The sequence below is a fragment of the Curtobacterium flaccumfaciens genome, from assembly GCF_013359815.1.
Lineage (GTDB): Bacteria > Actinomycetota > Actinomycetes > Actinomycetales > Microbacteriaceae > Curtobacterium > Curtobacterium flaccumfaciens.
In genome coordinates, this window is the sequence record NZ_JABMCF010000040.1 from 161,638 (window position 1) to 178,859 (window position 17,222).

14 protein-coding genes are annotated in these 17,222 nt (G+C 68.7%); 9 read left to right on the forward strand and 5 right to left on the reverse strand.

Annotated features, from left to right (window positions below; translation table 11 throughout):
• Together HP445_RS14515 and HP445_RS14520 are read left to right on the forward strand one after the other, a co-directional pair.
• Positions 1 to 351, forward strand: coding sequence for a DUF2200 domain-containing protein (locus HP445_RS14515; RefSeq protein WP_128779678.1), 351 nt, complete (start codon positions 1 to 3; stop codon positions 349 to 351).
• Complete coding sequence (locus HP445_RS14520) at positions 348 to 1,151, forward strand: hypothetical protein (RefSeq protein WP_128779679.1); 804 nt, start codon at positions 348 to 350, stop codon at positions 1,149 to 1,151. Before HP445_RS14515 ends, HP445_RS14520 begins: the two co-directional genes overlap by 4 nt.
• 59 nt (positions 1,152 to 1,210) lie before the next feature.
• Here HP445_RS14520 and HP445_RS14525 read toward each other — a convergent pair whose 3' ends face one another.
• Positions 1,211 to 2,665: a glycosyltransferase family 2 protein gene (locus HP445_RS14525; RefSeq protein ID WP_128779680.1), complete on the reverse strand. Its 1,455-nt coding sequence runs from the start codon at positions 2,663 to 2,665 to the stop codon at positions 1,211 to 1,213.
• A complete protein-coding gene (locus HP445_RS19195; RefSeq protein WP_111225159.1) occupies positions 2,662 to 4,032 on the reverse strand; it encodes a glycosyltransferase family 4 protein in 1,371 nt (456 codons plus the stop codon). The genes HP445_RS14525 and HP445_RS19195 overlap by 4 nt, the downstream gene beginning before the upstream one ends.
• Before the next feature lie 168 nt (positions 4,033 to 4,200).
• Here HP445_RS19195 and HP445_RS14535 point away from each other — a divergent pair, with 168 nt between their 5' ends.
• The 3 genes from HP445_RS14535 to HP445_RS14545 are packed head-to-tail and all read left to right on the forward strand — an operon-like array spanning position 4,201 to position 8,471.
• Positions 4,201 to 5,022 carry an ABC transporter permease gene (locus HP445_RS14535; RefSeq protein WP_128779681.1) on the forward strand — a complete coding sequence of 274 codons (822 nt, stop codon included), beginning with the start codon at positions 4,201 to 4,203 and terminating at the stop codon, positions 5,020 to 5,022.
• Positions 5,019 to 5,747: an ABC transporter ATP-binding protein gene (locus tag HP445_RS14540; RefSeq protein ID WP_241660343.1), complete on the forward strand. Its 729-nt coding sequence runs from the start codon at positions 5,019 to 5,021 to the stop codon at positions 5,745 to 5,747. The genes HP445_RS14535 and HP445_RS14540 overlap by 4 nt, the downstream gene beginning before the upstream one ends.
• A 30-nt stretch (positions 5,748 to 5,777) precedes the next feature.
• Complete coding sequence (locus tag HP445_RS14545) at positions 5,778 to 8,471, forward strand: bifunctional glycosyltransferase/CDP-glycerol:glycerophosphate glycerophosphotransferase (RefSeq protein WP_128779682.1); 2,694 nt, start codon at positions 5,778 to 5,780, stop codon at positions 8,469 to 8,471.
• Between the two features lie 6 nt (positions 8,472 to 8,477).
• On the opposite strand, the gene HP445_RS14550 is transcribed toward HP445_RS14545, so the two are convergent.
• Positions 8,478 to 10,082, reverse strand: coding sequence for an exonuclease/endonuclease/phosphatase family protein (locus HP445_RS14550; RefSeq protein WP_128779683.1), 1,605 nt, complete (start codon positions 10,080 to 10,082; stop codon positions 8,478 to 8,480).
• Between the two features lie 97 nt (positions 10,083 to 10,179).
• Here HP445_RS14550 and HP445_RS14555 point away from each other — a divergent pair, with 97 nt between their 5' ends.
• The 4 genes from HP445_RS14555 to HP445_RS14570 all read left to right on the forward strand — a co-directional run bounded on the left by HP445_RS14555 (position 10,180) and on the right by HP445_RS14570 (position 15,811).
• Positions 10,180 to 11,895, forward strand: a complete 1,716-nt coding sequence (locus HP445_RS14555) for a glycosyltransferase family 2 protein (protein ID WP_128779684.1) — start codon at positions 10,180 to 10,182, stop codon at positions 11,893 to 11,895.
• Between the two features lie 24 nt (positions 11,896 to 11,919).
• Complete coding sequence (locus tag HP445_RS19200) at positions 11,920 to 14,007, forward strand: acyltransferase family protein (RefSeq protein WP_128779685.1); 2,088 nt, start codon at positions 11,920 to 11,922, stop codon at positions 14,005 to 14,007.
• Between the two features lie 55 nt (positions 14,008 to 14,062).
• Positions 14,063 to 14,740: an SGNH/GDSL hydrolase family protein gene (locus HP445_RS14565; protein ID WP_164941084.1), complete on the forward strand. Its 678-nt coding sequence runs from the start codon at positions 14,063 to 14,065 to the stop codon at positions 14,738 to 14,740.
• A 78-nt stretch (positions 14,741 to 14,818) separates the two neighbouring features.
• Entirely contained in the window at positions 14,819 to 15,811 is a 993-nt protein-coding gene (locus HP445_RS14570; RefSeq protein ID WP_128779687.1) for an acyltransferase family protein, read from the forward strand.
• Between the two features lie 52 nt (positions 15,812 to 15,863).
• Here HP445_RS14570 and HP445_RS19205 read toward each other — a convergent pair whose 3' ends face one another.
• The gene (locus tag HP445_RS19205) at positions 15,864 to 16,916 is read right to left on the reverse strand and encodes a glycosyltransferase (protein WP_128779688.1); all 1,053 of its coding nucleotides are present in this window, start codon (positions 16,914 to 16,916) and stop codon (positions 15,864 to 15,866) included.
• Positions 16,917 to 16,956: 40 nt separating this feature from the next.
• Positions 16,957 to 17,112 (reverse strand): hypothetical protein, encoded by a 156-nt coding sequence (locus tag HP445_RS14580; RefSeq protein WP_164941085.1) that lies wholly within the window; start codon positions 17,110 to 17,112, stop codon positions 16,957 to 16,959.
• Between the last annotated feature and the right edge of the window lie 110 nt (positions 17,113 to 17,222).

The following is a 17,222-nucleotide window of genomic DNA, read 5'->3' on the forward strand; positions in this document are numbered from 1 at the left end:
ATGGCCGGTCACCGGATCTTCGGGACGCCCGTCGCGGACGTCTACGGGCACTACCTGGCGAAGGTGGAGCGGAAGGGCCACACGAAGGCGGAGCTGGACACCGTCATCGAGTGGTTGACCGGCTTCGACGGGCGGGCGCTCGCGCAGCACCTGGCCGACCGGACCACGTTCGAGGACTTCTTCGCCGGCGCGTACCTCAACCCGAACGCCCCGCTCATCACCGGGGTGATCTGCGGGGTGCGGATCGAGGAGCTCGACGACCCGCTCATGCGGCAGATCCGGTACCTCGACAAACTCGTCGACGAGGTCGCCAAGGGCCGGCCGATGGTGAAGATCCTGCGGACCGCGTGACCGACACGCGGCCGGCGCCCCCGGACCCCGGAGTGCTCGCCGCGTTCGGTGCGGGAGCAGCCGCACCGGTGCCCCTCGTGGGCGGCCGCGGCCGCTCCTGGCGGGCGGGCGGCATCGTCCTCCGGCCACACGACGGTGCGCTCGTGACCGACTGGCGCGCTGCGCTGCTGGCGGACCTGGGCTACACGTCGGCGTTCCGGACTCCGAGACCGGTGCCCACTCGCGCCGGTGCCTGGCGGTGCGGGGAGTGGGAGGCGTGGGAGTTCGTCGCCGGGGCCGCTGACGAGACCCGTGTCGACGACGTCATCCGAGCGGGTCGGGCCTTCCACCGCGCAGTTGCCGGCGTCGGGTGCCCCGCGTTCCTCCGGACGGCCGACCCCGAGACCGACGACCCGTGGCGTCGCGCCGACCGCATGGCCTGGGGCGAGGCACCACTGCCGACCGACCCGACCCTCGATCGCCTGGCCGCGGCGATCCGTCCCGTCCACGCGCCGGCGCAGTTGGTCCACGGGGACCTGCTCGGCAACGTCCTGTTCGCGGAGGGACTCGCGCCCGGGATCATCGACTGGCCACCCTACTGGCGTCCGGCCGGCACGGGAGCCGCGATCGCCGCGGTCGACGCGGTCTGCTGGCACGGCGTGTCCGTCGACCGTCTCGACGATCTCGGCGAGGGCGAACACGAGTGGCGGCAGTTGCTCCTGCGCGCCCTCGTGTTCCGGGTCGCCACGCTGCACCTGCTCGGTGCGTTCGACGTGGCCAGCATCGCGCGACACCGCGCGGTCGTCGACGCACTCGCGTGACGGACGGGAGGCCCGTGGCGGCGCCGCCACGGGCCTCCCGTCCGCTCGTCGGTCGTCGCTCAGGCGCCGCGGCCGGCGATCGCGCGGAGGCGGGCGACGATGCGCGGGTTGCGCGCACCGAACGTGAGCGCGGCGAGGCGTCGGACCGACACCGTCGCGCGGTGCACCAGGAGGCCGGTCGCTTCGGCGATGTCCGAAACCGCGTGCCAGCGAGCACGCAGGGACGCGGGGTCGATCTCGTTCGCGGCGGCTGTGCGGACGAGCCGGACGAGGTCGTCCCCGTCACGCCAGCTCGTGCTCTGGTTCTCGAAGCGGCGCAGGATGCGGTCGATCGCCGACGCACGGTGGTTCGCGACCGCGTGTGACCACCGGACGTCCTGCGACACGGGGTCGACGAGGATCCAGCGGGGAGCGTTGGCGTTGAGCGCGGAGAGCTGCGCGAACGTGGTCAGGGCACCGAGCGCGACCGCGACGTCGAAGATCTGCCGTGGCCGACCCCCGACTGCGATCGCAGCGCCCGGGAACGCCTCACGGGCGTCCCGGATCTGCGACTTCGCGACGATGATCGTGACGACGACGTCATCCGGCGCTGCAGCGAGGGTGCTGCGGGTCCGGGCGATGACCTCGTCCGTCAGGTCGGCCGGGAGGTGCAGTGCCACGCGGACGACGTCGTCGTCGGGCAGGAACGCATCGGCGAACACGTCGACGGCGTCACGGTACCGGGCGAGGAAGAGCGCGATCGCGCCGCCGTAGAAGGGGTAGCGCTCGAGCAGGATCCGCTCGTGCTCGAGCCGGAGCGAGGGACCGCGATCCCCGCTGAAGCTCGTCGAGCCCGTGTGCAGGACCAACGCGCGGTTCGCCAACACCGAGGTGAAACCATGCTCGTTGATCCGCAGGCAGAAGTCGTTTTCCTCGCCGTAGCCGGGGGAGAAGACGTCGTCGAACAACCCGAAGCGGTCGACCATCTCGCGCCGGATGAGGAAGCAGAAGCCCATCGCCACGGGGGAGACCGTGTGCCGCGGGAGCAGGTACTTCGTCCGGCCGTGCAGCTCGCGGGTGCGGCGCGGTGCGAGGCCCGCCCGCGGGTTCCGCCGCGCGTAGGGGAAGGACGCGATCGTGGCGTTGTCGCTCCTCGCGCACACGACGCCGATCGAGTCGTCCGAGGCCAGGACCGCGGTCATCTCGTCCAGGAACCCCGGCATCGGGACGGTGTCGCTGTTGAGGAGCAGCACGTCGTTGCCCGTGCGGTCGAGGTCGAGGACCGCCCGGTTGCAGTTGCCGACGAAGCCGAGGTTGCGGCTGTTGCGGGTGTACTCGAACCCCTCGTGGTCACCGACGAGCTCGAGCACACGGGCCTCGATCGCGTCGACGCGGGGGCCCACGTCGTTCGCCAGGAGCACGCGGTCGACGGAGAAGTCCACCGTCTCGAGCAGTGCCTCGATGCAGCGCTCGAGACCGGGGAGGTCGTCGTAGATCGGGACGACGATCGTGACCGGACGACGGTCGCGCGTCATCGCCGAGCCAGCTTCCGGACGACGACGCCGGGCTGGGCGAGGAGTCGGCCGACGGCCCCGGAGCGGGATCGCACGCGGCTCGCGAGGAGTCCGACGGCGGCTCTGGCGCTCGTCGCACCGAGCGAGGCGTACGCGCCGGGCAGCTCGAACCAGTAGCGCGCCGCCTGGGGGAGCCGGTAACCCTCGGTGCCGACCAGCGCGACCAACCGTGCGATGGCCGCCGCGTTGTCGTGGCCCGCACCCGTGACGGTGGCGAGGCGTTCCGGTGCAGCCGCACCGTGCCTCCTGGCCGTGTCCGGGTCGGCCGCGTACGCAGCGAGGGCGTCAGCGAGGGCGTTCGTGTCGTCGGCATCGACCAACGCGCCGGTCACACCGGGCTCCACGAGTTCCGCGCTGCCGCCCTGGCGCGTGGCGACGACGGCCCTGCCGAGCGCCATGTACTCGGCGGTGGTGCGACCGAAGGCCTCGATGGTGGACGGTGTGACGCAGACGTCGGCCGCGTGGATGAAGGGCGCGGGCGTGTGCTGCTCGCCAGCGAAGACGACGTGCTCGGCGACACCGAGCGCGCGGGCGCGGTCGGTGAGCCGCTGGTCCTCACCCGGGTGCTTCCAGCTCCCGACGAAGCAGACGCTCGCGGTCACGCCTCGTCGGCGCAGCGCGCCGAGCGCATCGACGACGCGGTGTTGCCCCTTGGACTCCTCGACGCGGCCGAGGACCGTGATCCGGAGGCCGGGTTCTGCCTGCGGGAAGGGGGCGACGGCAGGCGTGTCGTCCTTCGTCGCCAGGAGTCGGCTCGTGTCGACCGTCGGGTAGGCGACGGAGAGCTTGTCGGCGGGGATGTACTTGGCGAGGTGGTCGCGCATCGCCTCGGAGTTGGTGACGACGACCCCGGACAGCAGGCCGATGTCGCCGAGGACGCCCGCACGGCCCGTCTGGAACTGCAGACCGTGGTCGAGGTCGCCGTACTCACGGACGAACCACGCCTGCGGGATCCCGAGGACCGCGGCGGCGAACGACGCCCACGGGGCGACGAGTGTGTTGGTGACGACGAGGTCCGGGCGCTCCCGCTCGTACTTCCGGATGATCGCGTTGACGGCGGCGTAGTCGACGGTCGCGAAGGCGGCGCGTTCGGCAGCCGGTGCGGGCTGCGGACTCGGCAGGGCCCAGCCGCGGAACCGCAGCGCGTCGTACGACCAGCCACGCTCGTCGAGGGCATCGATGAACTTGCCGCGCGGGGCCTTGGTGATGAAGGTCGGCGTCATGGCCGGGTCCTGCGCCTGCCAGTCCTCCACGAAGCGGATGAGTGACCGTTCCGCCCCGCCGAGGTTCACCGGCGCGGTGGAGTGGTTGGCGAAGCTGACGATCACCCACCAACCCTACTAATGATTTTCCAAGCGTTTGCTCTCTGGCCACTCGCCGCGCACCCGAGTCACCGCGTCGAACGTGCGTCGTGCAACGAGTGTGCGAGAATGCCTCGTCCCCGAATCCCTGTGAGGAGCGCTGCGTTGCGCCCCGGAGGAGCCTGCACCCGAAGCATGACGTACCTGAACGAGCTCATGTCGTCGCGGGAACTCCTGGCGAACCTCACCGCCCGCGAGGTCAAGGGCAAGTACCGCCGCACGGTCTTCGGGCAACTGTGGTCCCTGATCAACCCGCTCGCGACGATGCTGATCTACACGATCGTGTACTCGTTCATCTTCCGGGCACGACTCGAGGTCGGCGACCCCAGCGGACTGAACATCTACCCGCTGTGGTTGATGTGCGGCCTGCTGCCGTGGATCTTCGCGCGCAACGTCATCAACTCGGGCATGACGTCGATCGTCGCCAACGGCTCGCTGATCAAGAAGGTGTACTTCCCGCGGATGACGCTGCCGCTCGCGGCCGTCGGGTCCTTCGGGTTCACGTGGCTGGTGGAGATGGGGGTGCTGTTGATCGCCCTCGCGATCGCGGGGTCGAACTTCTGGATCTACCTTCCGTTGATCGCGCTGACGATGGTGTTCCTCGCCATGTTCGCCGCCGGCCTCGGGCTGATCCTGTCGATCATCAACGTGCACTTCCGCGACATGCAGCACCTCGTCGGCATCGGCCTGCAGATGTGGATGTACCTGTCGCCGATCATCTACCCGCTCTCGCTCGTCGAGGACGCCGCGAACAAGGCCGGACACCCGTGGATCATCCACGTCTACAAGCTCAACCCGATCGAGCGGTTCTCCGAGGTCTTCCGGAACCTCATGTACGACAACCGCCTCCCGAACTGGACCGACCTGGTCGCGTGCGCCATCGCTGGATGCGCCTCGCTCGCACTCGGCTACTTCGTGTTCTCCCGCAACGAGAAGAAGCTGGCTGAACTCCTGTGAACGACTCCGCCGTCTCCGTCGAACACGTCTCCAAGCGCTTCCGCATGTACCACGAGCGCAACGACTCGCTGAAGAGCATGGTCATGCGCGGGAAGAAGTCCGTGCACGAGGACTTCTGGGCCCTGAAGGACGTGTCGTTCGAGGTACCACAGGGCAAGACCTTCGGCCTCATCGGCAAGAACGGCTCGGGAAAGTCCACGCTGCTGAAGTGCCTGGCGAAGATCCTCTGGCCCGAAGAGGGCTCGATCACCGCCCGCGGCAAGCAGGCATCGCTGCTCGAGGTCGGTTCCGGGTTCCACCCCGAGCTCTCCGGTCGCGAAAACGTGTTCCTGAACGGCTCGATCCTCGGGATGAGCCGCAAGGAGGTCACGCGGAAGTTCGACGACATCGTTTCGTTCTCCGGCGTCGGTCACTTCATCGACCAGCCCGTGAAGAACTACTCGTCGGGCATGTACGTCCGGCTCGGGTTCTCTGTTGCGGTCGCGGTCACCCCGGACGTGCTCGTCGTGGACGAGGTGCTCGCCGTCGGTGACGCGACCTTCCAGAAGCGCTGCCGGACGAAGTTCAAGGAGATGAAGGACGAGGGCCGCACCGTCATCCTCGTCTCCCACTCGATGAGCACGGTGAAGGACATGTGCGACGAGGTGGCTTGGCTCAACGAGGGCGAGCTGAAGATGATCGGCAAGACGAACGACGTCGTCAAGGCGTACAACGAGACCGTCTGAGCGCGAGCTCGACTGCGAGAGGGAACAGACGTGTCCGAAGAGACCCCCGCGACGATGCGGTCCGAACGCCGGTTCACGGTCGGCGTGGTCCTGGCCGTGTACAACGTCGCGCGCTACCTGCCCGACCTGCTGGGATCGCTCGAGCGGCAGACGCACCCGCTGACCGACGTGCAGCTCGTCTTCGTCGACGACGGCTCCACCGATGGCAGCCTGGAACTCTTGCAGGAATGGGCCGAGTCCCGCCGTGACCACGTCACGGTCGTGGGGCAGACGAATGCGTGGGTCGCCTCTGCCCGCAACACGGGGATCGAACACCTGGATGCGGAGTGGGTGACCTTCGCGGACCCGGACGACGTGTTCGACGAGCGCTACTTCGAAGAGGTCGTCAAGTTCATCGGCCTGCACGGTGCTCCACGCGTCGGCATGCTGGTCACGCACCAGCTGCGGCTCAACGAGCAGCTCGAGCTCGTTGACTCGCATCCGCTCCGGGCCAAGTTCGCGAAGGGGTCGCGGATCGTCGACCTGACGCAGGAGCCCGTCATCCAGATGGCCGTCAACTCGGCCTTCTTCCGGACCGCAGCGATCCAGGAACACCAGATCCGCTTCGACGGGCGCGTCCGCCCGGTGTTCGAGGATGCCCACTTCATCGGCTCCTACCTGCTGGCGTCCGGACTGAGCGACGTCGGGATCCTCGCCTCGGCGAAGTACCACTACCGCGTGCGAGGCGACGGCACGTCGCTGATGGAGAGTCACTTCGACCACCCGGGCAAGTACACCGACGTGCTCCGGTACGGCCACCTCGACCTCATCCGCTCGGCCGAACGTCTTGGCGGCGTTCCCAGGTGGCTCGAGAACACGCTGCTCTACGACCTGTTCTGGTACTTCAAGAACGAACGTGCCCTGAACTCGGCTTCGGCACTGGCCCCGAGCCACACCTTCGACGAGTTCCACACGTTGATCGCGTCGATCCGCGCTGGGATCTCGGACGACGCCATCCGCTCCTTCGACGCGATGGGCGTCGAGTTCGCCGTGCGCAAAGCACTCCTCGACGGGTACACCGGTGCTCCGGTCCGACCGCAGTACGCGAAGGTGGAACGGGTCGATGAGACTCGTCAGCACGTCAAGTTCACGTACTGGTTCACCGGGGAGCTGCCGGACGAGCGGATCGTCACCGACGGGCGTGACGTCGCCCCGGTGTACGCGAAGACCCAAGACCTCGTCTTCTACGGCGCCGCGGTGCTCCGCCAACGCCACGTGTGGGTCGACCGTGGTCGGCTGACGCGCCTCTGGATCGACGGTGCGGTGGTCCCGTTCAGCCGAGGCGAGCGGTACGAGCCGGACGAGGCTCTGACGCTCCGCCAGCTCCGGCCCCAGATCCTCGGACAGCGCAAACGACTCGAGGGTCGGTGGTCGGACGTGTCGACCCCTGCACTGCAGCACCTCAAGCGCCAGGCGCGCGAGGTGTACGAGAGCGTTCGATCCGGGCGGTACCGCCGCCGGACCGAGGACGCGATCCTCGGTGTCTCGGTGCGGACGCGTCGGACACGCGAGCGGTACGAAGACGCCTGGGTGTTCATGGACCGTGACACCGATGCGAACGACAACGCTGAGCACCTGTACCGGTGGGTGCGAGCGAACCACCCCGAGATCAACTCGTGGTTCGTCCTGGCGCGGGGCTCGAAGGACTGGGATCGGTTGCGGACGGAGGGCTTCCGACTGGTTGCGTACAAGTCGTCAGAGTGGCGGAAGCTCATGATGCACGCGGCTCACCTCGCCTCATCGCACATCGACGTCTACGTGGTGAGCCCGCTCCCGCGCTGGCGCTACGGACAGCCGCGGTTCACCTTCACCTGGTTGCAGCACGGTGTGACCAACTACGACATCTCCCGGTGGGTGAACTCCAAGCCCGCCGAGCTGTTCGTGACTGTCACCCCGCAGGAGAAGGCGTCCATCGCCGGCGACGGGCCCTACACCTTCACCGAGCGTGAAGTCGTCCTGACCGGGTTTCCGCGTCACGACGAGTTGCTGCGGAAGCGGCGTGCGACGCCGCCGGCGGACCGTGACCTGATCCTCATCATGCCGACCTGGCGGAAGAAGCTCGCCGGTCAGCAAGTGCCGGGCAGCAACGAGCGGGCGAAGAACCCGCGGTTCGCATCCAGCCAGTACGCCTTGGAGTTCGACGCGCTCATCGGTTCCGAACGGCTCCGGGACGTCGCCGCTCGTACCGGCAAGCGCATCGTCTTCATGCCGCACCCGAACATGCGTCCCTACCTGACCGACTTCACGGTGCCCGACTGGGTCGAGGTGTGGGACTTCGCGGCAGTGAACGTGCAGGACGTCCTCGCCCGCGCGGCGTCGATGGTTACCGACTACTCCTCGCTGGGGTTCGAGGCGGCGTTCATCGACGTTCCGCTGGTCTACTTCCAGTTCGACGCGGCATCGTTCTTCGACGGATCGCACGTCGGTCGGCGCGGCTACTTCGACTACGGCCGCGACGGGTTCGGCCCGGTTGCCGACACCGTCGCCGGTGTCGAGGCCGCGATCGAACGCATCGGTGACGACGCGTGGGTGTCCGCCCCGGAGTACCTCGCGCGCACTGCGGCGGCCTTCGTGACCCGCGACGAGCACAACGCCGAGCGGGTCATCGACGCGATGCTCGCGCTCGACGGGGCTCCACGCATCACGGAGCCCCAGCAGGCCGTGGAACGCGTGACCAGTAGCTGAGCCCCGTCAGCCCAGCGCGGGGACGCGGACCTTCGCCTCGATCATGTTGTGGTCGGAGGGAATCACCGACGTCCCGGGGTTCCAGTTGTTGACGAACTCGTCGCTGCCCTGGAGGCCCTGGGTCAGGATGTAGTCGATCCGTTGACCGTCCTTGTTCGGATCGTCGGCCTGGTTCGACGGCGCTTGGTAGTTGTTGTACGTCGTCTTCGCCATGCCGTAACGGCGCTGGGAGGCCGACGCGTCATAGAAGCCCCCTCGGATCAACGTGGGCTGCGCGCCGTCGATCGCGTCTTCCGGGTACCGGCTGTCGTTGAGGTCGCCGCCCAGCAGGACGGGAAGCCGCTTGCCCGCGGCGTTCGGTGTGTTGACCCGGTTGAGCGCCGTCAGGAGTTGCGCGGAGTTCTGACCGAGGAGCGTCTTCCGCGGTGTGCTGTACGCGCTCGACGGGATGCCGTAGTGGGCGGCGACGACGTAGAAGGAGGTCCCGCTGCCGTCATTGGCCTGCAACTTCGCCCACGGGGTGTTCGTGTCCGGCGCCGCCGACGCAGGGGAGACCTCGTAGTCCTTGACGCCAGCGAGGACACCGTGGTCGAGGACCGTGTACTTCGCCGGGTCGTAGTAGATCCGGTTGCCCTGGTGGGACTTGCTGACGGTCATCGGGGCCGTGTCGACGAGCTGCAGGTTCGGGAGGCGTCGATCGAGATCCCGGTAGGCCTGCTCGGATCCGGCACCGTTCGAGAGACCACTGGCCTCGAGGACGGTGAGCACATCCGGGGCCTTGTCGTTGATCACCTTGGCGATCGCCGGCGCTCGCTTCGCCCAGCCGGGCGTGCCGCTCGTCTCGCAGCCGGAGCACAGGACGTTGTAGCTGGCGAGGTGCACGGGCGTGCCGGAAGCATTCGGCTTCGTGGGCGTGGGCCAGGCGCTCACCTGCGCCGACTTCCGGACGAAGGTCGAGTTGAAGTAGGTGTTGCGCGCCATCGCGCGGACGTAGATGGGGTTCCCGTACGCGACCGAGGTCAGGTCGCTGTCGGACCCCGGCAGGGTCCACGTGCGGGTGGCCGGGTCGAACGCCGACGACCACGGCGTGAAGTGCGGCGTCCACCGGTCAGGGGTCCGGTTCTCGTTGGGACCCGCTGACCATCGGACTTGGTAGTCGCTCGCGTTGGCGACCTCGGGAATCGACACCGTGACGCCGTTCGTCGCGGGCTTCGCCGTGATCGTCCCGAAGGTCGCCACGGCGTTCGGCTGGAGCTTCGTCGTCACCGTCTTCGCCCAGGCACCGGCCGTCGTGGCGGTCTTCGCGGCGACCGTCACGTAATAGGTCTTGTCGGGCTGGAGCTTCGTCATCCATGCTCCGACGGCGGTCGAGTCCTTGTAGACGGGGCTGCCGAGATCCGACCGTGTCGACCACTTGAGGACGTAGCTGGTCGCCTTCGGCACGGCTTTCCAGGTCATCTTGACGCTCTTGCCGGCCCAGTCCTGTGTGGCCTTCGCGACTCCGGTGACCTGCGCGGGCTTCGTCGCGGCTTGTGCTGGTGCCACGACGAGCACCGACGACACCGCGATCGCGCCGACGACGGCGAAACGAGTGATCCAACGAGAAGACATCTCGACCCCCTGATCTGATCTCCGCTCGACGGTAGACTGTCTCGGCTGCGGACGGTATCCACCGAACGGGGGACCACAGACGAGGGGTGTCGAGAACGTGTCAGATCCACTCCTCTCGGTCGTCATACCGGTGCACGACGCCGCGCCGTGGATCGGTGAGCTGCTCGACAGCGTGCTGGACCAGGACGTCGAGGCGATGGAGGTCCTGGTGGTCGACGATCGCTCGTCCGACGAGACGGCGGGGATCATCGCTTCGTTCCGTGCTCGTGATCCGCGCGTCCAGCACCTCCGATCAGACGCCCCCGGCGGGGCTGCGGCACGGAACACCGGAGCCGCAGCCGCCCGGGGGGAGTACCTCGTCTTCGCCGATTCGGACGATCTCGTGCCGCCCGGCGCGTACCGAGCGATGGTCGGGTCGCTCGAGGCGTCCGGGTCAGATCTGGTGATCGGCGACCACCTCAAGTTCTCACCGACGCGCACCTGGAGTCCCACCGCGCGGTGGCGCACCTTTGACCACGCGCTGCAGGGGACCACCCTTGCCGAGACCCCGGCACTCCTGACCGGTAGAGCGTGCTGGAACCGACTCTTCCGGCGGTCGTTCTGGGAGCAGGCTGCGCTGGGGTTCCCGGACGTCGGCCACGCCGATGACATCGAGCCCATGACACGGTCGGTCGTGGAGGCGCGTGCGATCGACGTCATCACGACGTGCGTGTACCTCTACCGCGAGCGCGCCGGGGGAGCTGGCGGATCGATGTCGAACCAGGTGGACGAGGCTGCCCTGCTCGACTACCTGTGTGAGGAGACGGCGTGCGCGATACTCGTGCGTGCGGCATCCCCGGCGGTCGTCCACCAGCAGTCACTGCTGGTCCTCGACGCGGACGGCTGGGTGCACCTCGACCGGTACTTCGCATCGGTCCCGTCCGGCTCGCCGATGCCGGGCGGTGTCGAGCAGTCCCTCGACCGCCTGCTCGACGAGTTGGACGCAGCGGTCCTCGACGACGTCGCCGCCGAGCGCCGGTGCTTCTTCGCCCTGCTCTGGGCCGGGCAGCCTGATGCCGCGTCCGACTTCGCCGCTGCGATGCGTGCTCGGGAGTCAGAGCCCGAACGGTTCCTCCGGGAATGGGTGTCGGCCACCGCGGTCCTGCTCGATTCCGTGGGACCCGCTGGCCTCGACCGGTCGGCGCTGGTTGACGACGGTCTCCTGACCGCCCTGCTGCACGCGGCGGACCGGATCGATGCCCCGGGCCTCGCACCGCTCGTCGCCGCTGCTGAGCGTGTCGTTCGGCGCGCTCCGACGGGCCCCGGCGGGTCCGAACTCCTCGGGGCGACCCGTCGAGCTGTGCTGTCTGCTGATCCCGAGGCTGTCCGCCTCATCTCGCTGTTGCGGCACCACGCTCCGGTGGTCGTCGACCAGGTCACGCCCAGCGTCGACGCTCTCCGTGTCGAGGGGCCGGCGCCGTCACCGTCCCTGTCATCGTCCATGCGGCTGGTGCTGCGTTCGGGCGATCAGGTCCGCACGGTCGACCTCGATGGGGCAGGTCCCCGATGGCTGGGGCGGATCCCCGCCGACGGGGGTCCCGACGCAGCGGGGCGTTGGACGGTCACCGCCGGGTTCCGGCTGTCCACCATCGACGTCGAGGTCCCGGTCGTGACCGCGCGGATGCCGTTGCCTCCGCTCGACGCGCGCCACGTGCTGCAACCACTGAGCGATCGGCGCGACGGCTGGCGTTTCCTGGTCGATCACCGGGCGCCCCGATCGGTGCTCAGCCGGGTCCGGTCGGCCGCGGAGCGACTGCGCCGTTCACGGACCTGAGCGCGGCTCCGGTAGCATCGCCGGGTGCGTCGTGCGAAGGACGGGTCCGATGGGCCCCAGCGAGGATTCCGAGCCGACATCCAGGGGATCCGAGCGGTCGCCATCGCCCTGGTCATCCTGTACCACCTCTGGCCGAACCGGATCACCGGCGGGTACGTGGGCGTCGACGTCTTCTTCGTCATCTCCGGCTTCCTGATCACCGGTCACATCCTGAAGGCTGCCGAGCGCGAACAACCGGTCCCGATGCTCATCGGGTTCTACGCACGCCGGATCCGACGGCTGGCGCCCGCCGCGGTCGTCGTGCTGGTCGCGGTCCTGGTGTTCACGGTGCTCCTGCTGCCGGCATCGACCTGGTCGGCGACGGGCTCGAACGTGCTCGCCGCGTCGTTGTTCTCCGAGAACTGGTTCCTCGCCGCCCAGTCGGTCAGCTACCTCGACGCCGATGCCGTCCCCTCCGCGGTGCAGCACTTCTGGTCGCTCTCGGTCGAGGAGCAGTTCTACATCGTCTGGCCGCTCGTCCTGCTGGCCGCGATCGCCCTCCTCGCACGTCGTCGTGCAACCTGGATCGTCGTCGTGATCGGCGCGGTCGGCATCGTGAGCTTCTGCTGGGGGCTCCTCCACACCGCGACCAACCATGATGCGGCGTTCTTCGACACCACCGCTCGGGCCTGGCAGTTCGCGGTCGGGGCGCTCGTCGCGTTCGTGCCCCTGCCCGGTCCGCGCACACGGCTCTGGGTGCCGTGGGTGGGGCTGGCCGCCATCGCGGCCGCCGCACTGCTCTACTCCGAGGCCACGCCGTTCCCCGGCATCGCTGCGGTGCTGCCGACGGTCGGCGCTGCGGTCGTGATCGCCGGACGCGCACCCTCAGCGGAACCGTGGTCGTTCGGGTTCCTCGCGTCGTTCGGACCGGTGCGCTGGCTCGGCGACGTCTCGTACTCCGCGTACCTCTGGCACTGGCCCCTCATCATCCTCGTTCCGCAGTGGCTCGGAGTGGACCTCGGCCTGCGGTTGAAGCTCGCCATCCTGTGCGCCACGGTCGTCCTGGCGTGGGCTTCCCACCGGTACGTCGAGAACCCGGTCCGTCGGAGTGCGGTCCTCACGAAGCGACGTCGACGCAGCTTCGTCGCCGGCGGTGCGACCCTCCTCGTGTTGGTCGCCGGGTGCTTCGGCACGGTGGGGGTGGCGAACGCCCAGATGGACGCTGCGGACGACCGACTCCTCGCGCAGGTCACCGGAGGGCAGACGTGCCTCGGCGCAGGTGCGATCGGCGACCGGTCGTGCGCTGACCCGTGGGGCGACATCGACGTGGCCGACGTTCCAGCGCCACTGTCGGACAAGCCGCTCGTCTGGAAGGACGACTGCATCGACGACGTCACGGAGAACACCGAGAAGTACTGCACCTACGGTGACCCCGACGCATCCGAGACCCTCTTGCTCTGGGGAGATTCGCACGCTGGTGCCTGGTCGAGTGCCTTCGACATCGCGGGGAAACTCGACCACGTGAAGGTGATCGTCGCGGCGCGGAACCGGTGCCCGTCGAGCATGGAAGCCCCGACCGGCACGACCTACGGGGACGTGATCCCGGCCGACCAACGCGGGTGGTGCGCGGCGCGGAACGACTGGGTGATGAAGACCCTGGTCCCACGTGCCGATCGCGTCGTGCTCGCTGACCTCTGGGCGAACTACCGTTTCGCGGGGACGGACTCGGCCCAAGCGGACGGCTACTCCGAGCTCATCGACGGCGTTCGGGATGCTGGGCTGCCGGTGACGATGCTGCAGCACGTGCCGCTCACAGGACAGACCCTCGAGGACAAGGTGATCGGCCCGTCGTGCCTTGCATCGGGTGGGTCGTGCACGAACGACGTCGCACACGCTCTGCCGCCGTCGACCTCGCTGCCACAGCGTCTGCTCGTGGACGAAGGCTACGGGGACGTCGTGCGCTGGGTCCCGGTCGAGTCGCAGTTCTGTCACGACGGTCGCTGTTACTCGGCGATCGGCGGCGTCTCCGTCTACTTCGACGGGTCCCACCTGTCCAACACCTACAGCGCTTCGCTCGGTCCGTGGCTCGCGACCGCTCTGGACCGCACCCAGCCGCTCAGCGTCGTCGGCTGATCTGCGGGTACCCGCACGTGCCGTCGGGGACCCCTGGTGCGAGAGAATGTCGTTCGTGCGTCGCTCTCGATACCTGATGGCTGCCGTTGCGCTGGCAGTCGCCGTCGCGGTCCCCGTGGTGACCGTCGAACCGAACGCCCTCCGAGCAGCCGAGGTCGCGCCCGAGCACGACCTGCGTGTCGCCGTGGTCGGGGACTCCTTGAGCGCGGGACGATCGGGTTTCCTCGGGAACGGCCTGGACGACGAGAGCTGGATGACGTACGCACAGGGCGACGGCATCGAGTACGCCGGTGGATGGGCACGGGCCGGCGCGACCCCGGACGCCATGGCAGCAGCCGTAAGACCGGTCGGCGACGTCGACGTGCTGGTGATCCTGGCGGGCACGAACGCCGTGCGCCTCGGGAAATCGCTCGACGAGGAGCGCTCGGCGTACGAGCGGATCGTCGAGACGGTCGGCGCCCGCAAGGTCATCGTGGCGGACCTGCCACCGTACCGGTGGCGGCCGGGAGCCGCGGCCACCTACCGGACGGCGCTGCAGCAGTTCGTCGCCGACGAAGGGTGGACGTGGGCGGATCCGTGGACGTTCGCCCGGTCCGGGTCCTCGTGGGCGGCCGGAGTGAGCACCGACGGCACACACCCAGCGGGCGCCGCCGAGTACCAGCAGCTCGGCGGGGCGTTCCGGAGCATCATCCTGGCCGTGGGGACGTCCGCCGGACTGGACGATCGCGGCTGACGCTGACGCTGACGCTGACGCTGACGCTGACGCTGACGCTGAGGCCGGCCCGTCTTCTGTCGATCGGTACGATGAAGCATGCTCTCGACGCCGGCCGTCCCGGAACACCTCGCGACGCGCCGGAGCCGATCGGACCGTTCGGTCGCGGTCGACCTCGTCCGGGTGGTGGGCGTCGTCGCGATCGTCGCCGGGCACACCTGGGACCAGCGGCACTTCGCCCAGGCGGGTCTCTACACGTGGCACGTCCCGGTTTTCTTTGTCCTGACCGGTTACCTCTGGAAGCCCGGTCGTTCAGCCTCCGACGAACTCGGGCGGCGTGCGCGCACCCTCTTGGTCCCGTACCTCAGTTGGCTCGTCCTCGTGACCCTGATCTGGTTCGGGTTCCGTGCTGCGCTGGGCGATCCGTTGGACAGCAGGACGCTCACCCTGCTGCCCCTCGGCGGCGACTGGATCTCGCGGCCGTACTCGGCGTTCTGGTTCGTCACCTGCCTCTTCGTCGCTGCAGTGCTGATGCGGTGGCTCGAACGCGTCCACCCGGTCCTGCCCTGGTTCGTTGCAGGCGTCGGGATCGCCTGGTGCATCGGTGACCGCTTCGCCATCGCGCACATCCCGGAGTCGGCGGGCATGGCGATGCCCGCGCTCGCGTTCATGCTCGTCGGGATGCTCCTCCGACGTTTCCGTGCCACGATCGACCGCCCGATCGTCACGGGGCTGGTCCTGCTCGTCCCGTCGTGGTGGCTCGGTTGGTCGGGAGCCCTCGACACGCTCAACATGAAGGCCGGCAACCTCGGGACGCCGTTGCTCAGCGTGCTGATGGCGTCGGCGATCTCGTGTGGCATGCTCCTGGTCGCTGAGGGGACGGAACGCTGGATCCCGCGCTGGGGCCGGACCGTGGTCTTCGCCGTCGCCGCCTGCGCGATCCCGATGATCCTGACGCACACGCTGTCACTGGCGATCACGGAGCGTCTCGGCCTGCCATCGTCGAAGTGGACGTTCCTCATCGCGTACTTCGTGCCGCTCCTCGTCGCGCTCGTCCTGCGGGCGACCCCGGCGAAGCGCTTCCTGTTCTGAGCCGACGGCCCCGGGGCATTCGACACCTGGGCCCCGACGAGGGGCCGCGCCGCTACCCCTGAACGGCGTCGAGCAACTCCGCGTACCGCCGCGACAATGCGAACGGCGCCAGCCGCCTGCTGAACTCCGCGGCCTCGGCAGCACCCGCGGCGGGCGCCGCCAGTGCCACGCTCAAGGACTCCTCGGCATCGCCGGCGTCGAACCACCGGACCCACGCCTCGTCGCCGAACTCGACACGCAGGTGCGGCTCGTCCGGCAGGATCGACGGCACGCCGAACGATGCGGCGAGGTGCAGGACCCCCGAGTTGAGCACCCGCCGGTAGGGGAACACCGCGGTGTCCGCCGCCCGGAACCACAGCTGGACGTCGATGTCCTCGACCTGGTCGTGCTCGCGAACCGCACGCACGTCGTCGCCGAGCAGCCGGTCGATCTCCTCGCGGTCGACGGCCGTGGTCCGGCCGGCCAGCAGGAGCACCGGGCGCTCGGACGGCTTCGTCCGACGCACGGCCTCGACCAGGACGTCGATGCCCTTGTAGGGGCGCATCTGGCCGAAGGCGAGGACGGCGTGGTCGCGGTCCGTGAGTCCGAGCGAGGCGCGCGCTTCCTCCCGCGAAACCGAGTCCGGGTACACGCCCTGGTAGCTCGGGTGCGGGAGGTGTACGACCTTTGCAGGGTCGAGCTCGTAGTACGAGGACACGGCCGTGGGTGTGTCCCTGTTCATCACGTGGACGACGTCTGCGGCGTCGGCCAGGTAGCGGTTCAGTTCGAGTTCGAGCTCGAGGTGCCGCGCATCGTGGGGGAGGACGTTGTGGATCGTCCAGACGAGCCGAGCTCCGCGTGTGCGCGCCGCGTCGACGGCGGTGCGGAAACGATCGAGACGAGCCTGGGCTTCTTCGAGGTCGTCGTCGTTTCGTTGCACGATCGGGGATGTCCAGTGCATGTGGAAGACGTCACCGGTACCGAGGCGACCGAGGTGCTGCTCGAGCTGCTCCAGACGCAGGCTCTCGAGGACGTTCCAGCCGCGTGCCCGTGGGGCCAGCAGCATGAGGTTCAGGAACGGGTTGTCGCGGTAGGCAGGGAACACCGCGAGGAGGTGATCGGGCACTGACCGATCCTACGGGGGCTCGACCGGAGGCGGGGTGGTGTCAGTCGAGCGTGGCGACGATGTACTCGGCCTCGTGCAGGACCGAGCAGAACGCCAGTCCCTCGTGGTCGAGCGCATCGCGTTTCCGGATGACCGCACCGCACACCGAGCACTTGGTCGTGAAGGTCGACCGCATTGCATCCGAGAGGAGCGACATGCGAGCAGCCTGCTCCGGCAAGGTGAACAGCAGGCCTCGTTTGTCTCGGAACCTGGTGAACGTGCCCGAAGAATCCGCCTCAGAGTCGAAAGGCGCTCAGCTCCGCGGGC